This window comes from Actinocrinis puniceicyclus, assembly GCF_018283645.1.
GTDB classification, from domain to species: Bacteria; Actinomycetota; Actinomycetes; order Streptomycetales; family Catenulisporaceae; genus Actinocrinis; species Actinocrinis puniceicyclus.
Genome location: NZ_JAGSXH010000212.1, coordinates 1 through 5,479 on the forward strand (window position 1 = coordinate 1; position 5,479 = coordinate 5,479).

Here is a 5,479-nt window from a genome sequence, read left to right on the forward strand (position 1 = left end):
GGGAGTGGCACCAGTACCTGACCGAGGTCAAGAACCGCGGGGTGCGCGACATCTGCATCCTGATCTGCGACGGCATCCAGGGCCTGCCGGGCAAGGTCAACGCGCTGTGGCCTCAGACCGTGGTGCAGACCTGCATCATCCACCTGCTGAGAAACACGTATAGGTACGCCTCCAAGCGCGACTGGGCCGCGCTGGCCAAGGACCTCAAACCGGTGTACACCGCGCCCTCGGCCGAGGCCGCCCTGGACCGGTTCGCCGAGTTCGCCGGCAAGTGGGAGAAGCGCTACCCGGCCGTGATCGGCCTGTGGGAGCGCGCCTGGAGCGAGTTCGTGCCCTTCCTCTCCTTCGACCCGGAGATCAGGACCGTGATTTGTACCACGAACGCGATCGAGTCCCTGAACGCGCGCCTGCGCCGCGCCGCCAACGCCTCCGGGCACTTCCCCTCCGACCAGGCCGCCCTCAAACGCCTCTACCTGGCCATCTGCGCGCTGGACCCGACCGGGCGCGGGCGCAAGCGCTGGACCAACCGGTGGAAGGCCCCGCTCAACGCCTTCGAGGTCACCTTCAACGGACGGCTCACCGCACGCCCGAGCACCACGACAGCGACGCAGGCCGGGCGCTGAGGACGCCATAGCGCCCGGCGCCGCCGGACAGCTGCCGCCCCGCCCGGCGCGCAGTGCCGGGTCAAGGTGCAGCGCCCGCAGCGCAGCGAGGACGAACGACCTTGACCCGGCCCAGCGCCGGACGATCCTTCGGCTGCCGGCGACGCCGAAACCACCCAGCCCAGCGACACACGAACCGGTGAACTCCCCACCAAAGTCACCCCGACCAGCAACCAACCGAAAGAGGGCTTGCGCACCGAAAAACCGACAGTCTCGCCCACGGCAGGGCTCACCACAACGTACGGCTACAGCCTCACCGGGCGGCTCTCAAGCCAGGGGGACCCGGCCGTAGACGGGCTGCCGCAGGAGAGCATCACCTACGGTGCGGACAACTTCGGTGAACCGACGTCCCTGAAGTCGAACTACAACACGACCACGGACTACGTCGACACGGTCGGCTACAGCGAGTTCGGTCAGCCGGTCAGGTACACCATGCCCGCTGGCACCGGAGACGTGTGGATCGCCGAGTCCTATGACACGCAGACCCAAGCCCTCACCGACATCCAAACCACCGACTCGGGCACCTCCGGCACCGTGGATGAGCTCACCTACACCTACGGCAACACCGCAGGTACCGTCTCCAAGGGCTCAGGGCTTCTGACGCGGACCGTCGACTCCCAGAACAGCGGTACGAGCATCGACACCCAGTGCTTCACCTATGACTACGCCACCCGCCTGAAAGAAGCCTGGAGCGCTACCGACCAGTGCAACGCCACGCCCGCCCCCGGCTCCAGCAGCACGGTCGGCGGACCGATCGCCCCCTACTGGCAGTCCTGGACCTACGACGCCGCCGGCGACCGGTCCACTCAGACCGACCACGACACCAGCGGCAACGCCGCCAACGACACCACCACCACCTACAGTTATCCCAACCAGGGTTCGAGCAACGATCAGCCGCACACCCTCACCTCCACGAGCGCCACCGGCCCCAACGCCGCCGCCAACACCGCAAACTATGTGTATGACGCCGCCGGCAACACCATCTCCATCACTGGCGGCGCCCTGGGCAACCAGGCCCTGAAGTGGAACGACCAGGGCAAGATCCAATCCGACACCACGAACGCGGGCGTCACGGACTACGTCTACGACGCCGCCGGAAGCGTGCTGGCGCGCCGCGACCCCGCAAGCACCACCCTCTACCTCGGCGACATGCAGCTGACCGACACCGGCAGCACCCTGAGCGGCGTGCGGTACTACGCCCTCGGCGGCGCCACCCTCGCCGAACGCACCAGCACCGGCCAAGTCAGCGACCTGATCCCCGACCGCCAAGGCACCGATCAACTCGCTATCAACACCAGTACCCAGGCCGTCACTCGCCGCCAATACACCCCCTTCGGCTCCGCGCGCGGCACCGTACCCACCTGGGTCGGCGGCGACAGTGGGTATATCGGCGGCAGCGACGACACCACCACCGGCCTGGAGACCCTCGGCGCCCGCGACTACGACCCCGTCAGCGGACGCTTCATATCCCCCGACCCTCTGTTCGAAGCCAGTGACCCGACCCAACTTGCCGGCTACGACTACGCCGGCAACGATCCCGTCACTGGCAGCGACCCCACCGGCACGTTGCTCTCGACAGATGGTGGAGGCGGCGGCAGCTACAACGGCACCTGCCAGTCCGACAACTCCTGCGGCAGCGGTTCCGGGAGCGGGGATGACTGGTGGGCCGATCCCACCCAAAATCCCGGCGTCAACCAGGATCTGGCGAATTCCCACGGCTACGGCGGCTCCTGCACGCCCACCACGTGCAGCAACTTCGACGCTGCTGCCAAGCCTCCGTCCCTGTCCAGCCTGCTCGGCATGAAGAGGATCCCCACCTACCAGGAACTGAAGAACCGGGGTGTGTTCTTCGGCACCTACGAGGAAATGCTCAGCCAATGGGCGTACAACCAGTGCAGCGACGACTCGGCGTTCTGCAGTAGGGCCAGCCTCCTGTTCGGCGGGAGCGCGCCGTGGAAGTCCTGCAGCGGCACGGTCGCGTGCCTTCTCGACATCGCCACGACCCTGCTGCCCTGGGGGAAAGTCCTCGATATCGGGGGCTCCCTGCTGGCGAAACTGTACGACGCAGCGCGTCTGGGCAAGGCCGACCCCGAAGCCATCGCTGCCGCCAAGGCCGCAGCTGATCAAGGCGGCACACCCCTGGCGAAGCTTATCGGCGACGGATGCGTGACACTCAACAGCTTCGTCGGCAGCACCCGCGTGCTCATGGCCGACGGCACCAGCAAACCCATCGACCAGATCAAGGTCGGCGACAAGATCGCCAACAACCTCGCCGGCGCCAACCCGGACACCAGAGACCAAACCCACACCGTCACCGCAGTCCACGTCACCCACACCGACCACGACTACACCGACGTCACCGTGGCCACCACCGACGGCACACGCCTGACCCACGCGCTACCCGGCTCCGACCTGGTCGTGCCCCTGGACGCGGCCACAGCGACCATCACCGGCACCGCCCACCACCTCTACTGGGACGCCACCACCCGCACCTGGACCGAAGCCGACCACCTGCGTCCCGGCGACCAGCTGCAAACCACCAACGGCCACACCGTCACGATCCTCGCGATACACGACTACACCACCACCACCGTCACCTACAACCTCACCATCGACAGCCTCCACACGTACTATGTCGAGGCAGGCGACACACCCGTCCTCGTTCACAACGCGGGCGGCAGTACTCTCAATGACACGATCGGTCTGGGAGATGGGTATACAGGCCGTCTGGACCAGTTCGACTACGGGCAGGGTACTGACTTTGAGATCCATGTGTACAGCCGAGGTACTGAAGTTGGTATCTTTGGTAGCGACGGATTTTTCGCAAAACATGGATTGAGTGCTGACGTTTCTGTTCCTGGCGATGTCTACAATCGGCTCAAGGGCAAGGCGATTGAGTTCATGCGCAGCACTGGAAGAATTGGCCCACAAGGTACCCAGGACATCACTGGTGACAAGTGGAAGATGCCGCGGCTTGGCGGTGGATGCTAATGCGCTTCATTAAAGTTGAGAGGCGTGATGAACCTCGCGGCTATTTCCTGAGTGCAACCGAGTACCGTGAGCAGCTTCCTGAGCTGCAAACAGAGCTGCCACCTGGTGCGTGGGCGTTCGCCTCGAACTCGGATCACTATGATTTCTATTCCGAGCGATGTGTCAAGGACCTCAAGCTTCTGGCGCTTAGTGTTGCCGAGAAGTCTGATGGCACTTCAGTCGTCATTCGGTTCGGCTTTAATAGCGTTGCGCCTGAACAGCTGCTGATTCGGTACACAGGCGTCTCTGCCCTGTTTGTGGGCGCGGACGCGGCAGATGTTGCAAACGGGCCAGATAGTGATCTGGTTCGTCACCTTGGACCGATTCAGCTTGATGAGATCCTTCCTCATAAATATGGGTGTGAACACGAAATCAAGTTGATTGGAGGAACCATCCGCATCGTGTGCGCCGATCTCAGTGCCTCATGGGTAGCACGTGCTAGCCAAGAATGATCTTGACGGCTGGATTTCAGACAAACTGGTCAGGCTGTACGCCGTTGTCCGTCTGCGTTGCCGTCGCCGTTGCCGTCAGAGGGTTTTGGGATTGGGTGCGTTTCTTTCTGAGTGACGGCGGTGGTGGCGCCGTGTCCGGATCGGGGGCTGTCTCGTTGCCGTAGCTGGTTGAACAGCCGAGGCAGGAGGCGGTTTGGATGGGTTACGACGAGGTTTTGGAGCGGCTGCGGGGTCAGGAGGCTGCGTGCCGGGCGGAGGCTGAGCGGCTGCGGGGTGAGGCCGACCACCTGCGTCCCGGCGACCAGCTGCAAACCACCAACGGCCACACCGTCACGATCCTCGCGATACACGACTACACCACCACCACCGTCACCTACAACCTCACCATCGACAGCCTCCACACGTACTATGTCGAAGCAGGCGACACGCCGGTACTCGTTCACAATAGTTCCTGTGATGAAGCGTTTCTCGATGACGAAGGTGCGAAGTATGTGGCAAGCAAGCATATGCCGGGCGGCGCTCTCGTTGACGGAACGAAAGGTGTATTCAACGCAGGTACTGATCTGTATAAGCTCGCCGAGGATTCCAATCAGTTCGACGCGGTGGAGCAGACAAACGGGAACTGGCAGCGCATTGCCTCGGCACCAGATGTCATAGGAACTGACATTGAGACGGGATTGCCGACAAAGACATACACGGTAATTACAGATAAATACGGTGCCGTTATCACCATGCACCCAGGAGTGCCTCGTTAGCTGAGACGGATATTTTGAAACGATAAAAGGATAGGTGTTGGTTTGGCGATTTCCGTGATCGTGCAAACTTTTACTGGAGAAATACTCTCAAGATCGGTGCATCCTGGAATCGGCGCACTATGTCAAGCGGCTCGTGAGCATCACTTGCCTCTTCTTAGTGGCGTTGACCCATATGACAATACGGTCTTCAACAGATCGCAGGTGAATGACGTGCGCGCTGAGCTTGACTCGTTGCGCAATGCTGGAGATTTTGAAGATTTAGTCTTGTGGACGGAGCTCGTTCAGCTGATTGAGTTGGTTAACGCAAAACCTCATCGTTATCTCTTGTTCAATGGTGACTGAGGCTCCATCGGTTCGAGCAAGCTGATCAGTCAGGTCCAGATTGCCGAAAATCTGCCAAACGCTGACTCCGGGACGAGGGATCAGGCGCACGCCGTTACCGCCGTCCACGTTGAGCAATGCTTGGAACCTGTGGATCGGCTCGGTGAGGGCGTACCCTCCCGAGTGATCGAATCCAAGGTCATCGAGTAGGCCGACGCGCCAACGTCGGCTGGGAGGGCACGCCCATGCTTACCGTAGT

At 62.3% G+C, this 5,479-nt stretch carries 5 protein-coding genes; all 5 read left to right on the forward strand.

Translation table 11 applies throughout. From position 1 onward, the window contains the following. Positions 1-623 (forward strand): IS256 family transposase (locus tag KGA66_RS27815; RefSeq protein WP_211472359.1); only part of this gene is annotated, 623 nt, incomplete at its 5' end. Between the two features lie 228 nt (positions 624-851). After that, positions 852-3,653, forward strand: a complete 2,802-nt coding sequence (locus KGA66_RS27820; protein WP_211472361.1) for an RHS repeat-associated core domain-containing protein — start codon at positions 852-854, stop codon at positions 3,651-3,653. Then, positions 3,653-4,144 carry a hypothetical protein gene (locus tag KGA66_RS27825; protein ID WP_211472363.1) on the forward strand — a complete coding sequence of 164 codons (492 nt, stop codon included), beginning with the start codon at positions 3,653-3,655 and terminating at the stop codon, positions 4,142-4,144. Before KGA66_RS27820 ends, KGA66_RS27825 begins: the two co-directional genes overlap by 1 nt. Before the next feature lie 197 nt (positions 4,145-4,341). Further along, on the forward strand, positions 4,342-4,899 hold the full coding sequence (locus tag KGA66_RS27830) for a polymorphic toxin-type HINT domain-containing protein (protein ID WP_211472365.1): 558 nt from the start codon (positions 4,342-4,344) through the stop codon (positions 4,897-4,899). Between the two features lie 42 nt (positions 4,900-4,941). Next, positions 4,942-5,241 (forward strand): hypothetical protein, encoded by a 300-nt coding sequence (locus tag KGA66_RS27835; protein ID WP_211472367.1) that lies wholly within the window; start codon positions 4,942-4,944, stop codon positions 5,239-5,241. The last annotated feature ends 238 nt before the right edge of the window (positions 5,242-5,479 follow it).

Bases quoted from the DNA above. Each gene is read 5' to 3' on its own strand.
- KGA66_RS27825 (WP_211472363.1), top strand. From the start codon at position 3,653: ATGCGCTTCATTAAAGTTGAGAGGCGTGATGAACCTCGCGGCTATTTC.
- KGA66_RS27830 (WP_211472365.1), top strand. From the start codon at position 4,342: ATGGGTTACGACGAGGTTTTGGAGCGGCTGCGGGGTCAGGAGGCTGCG.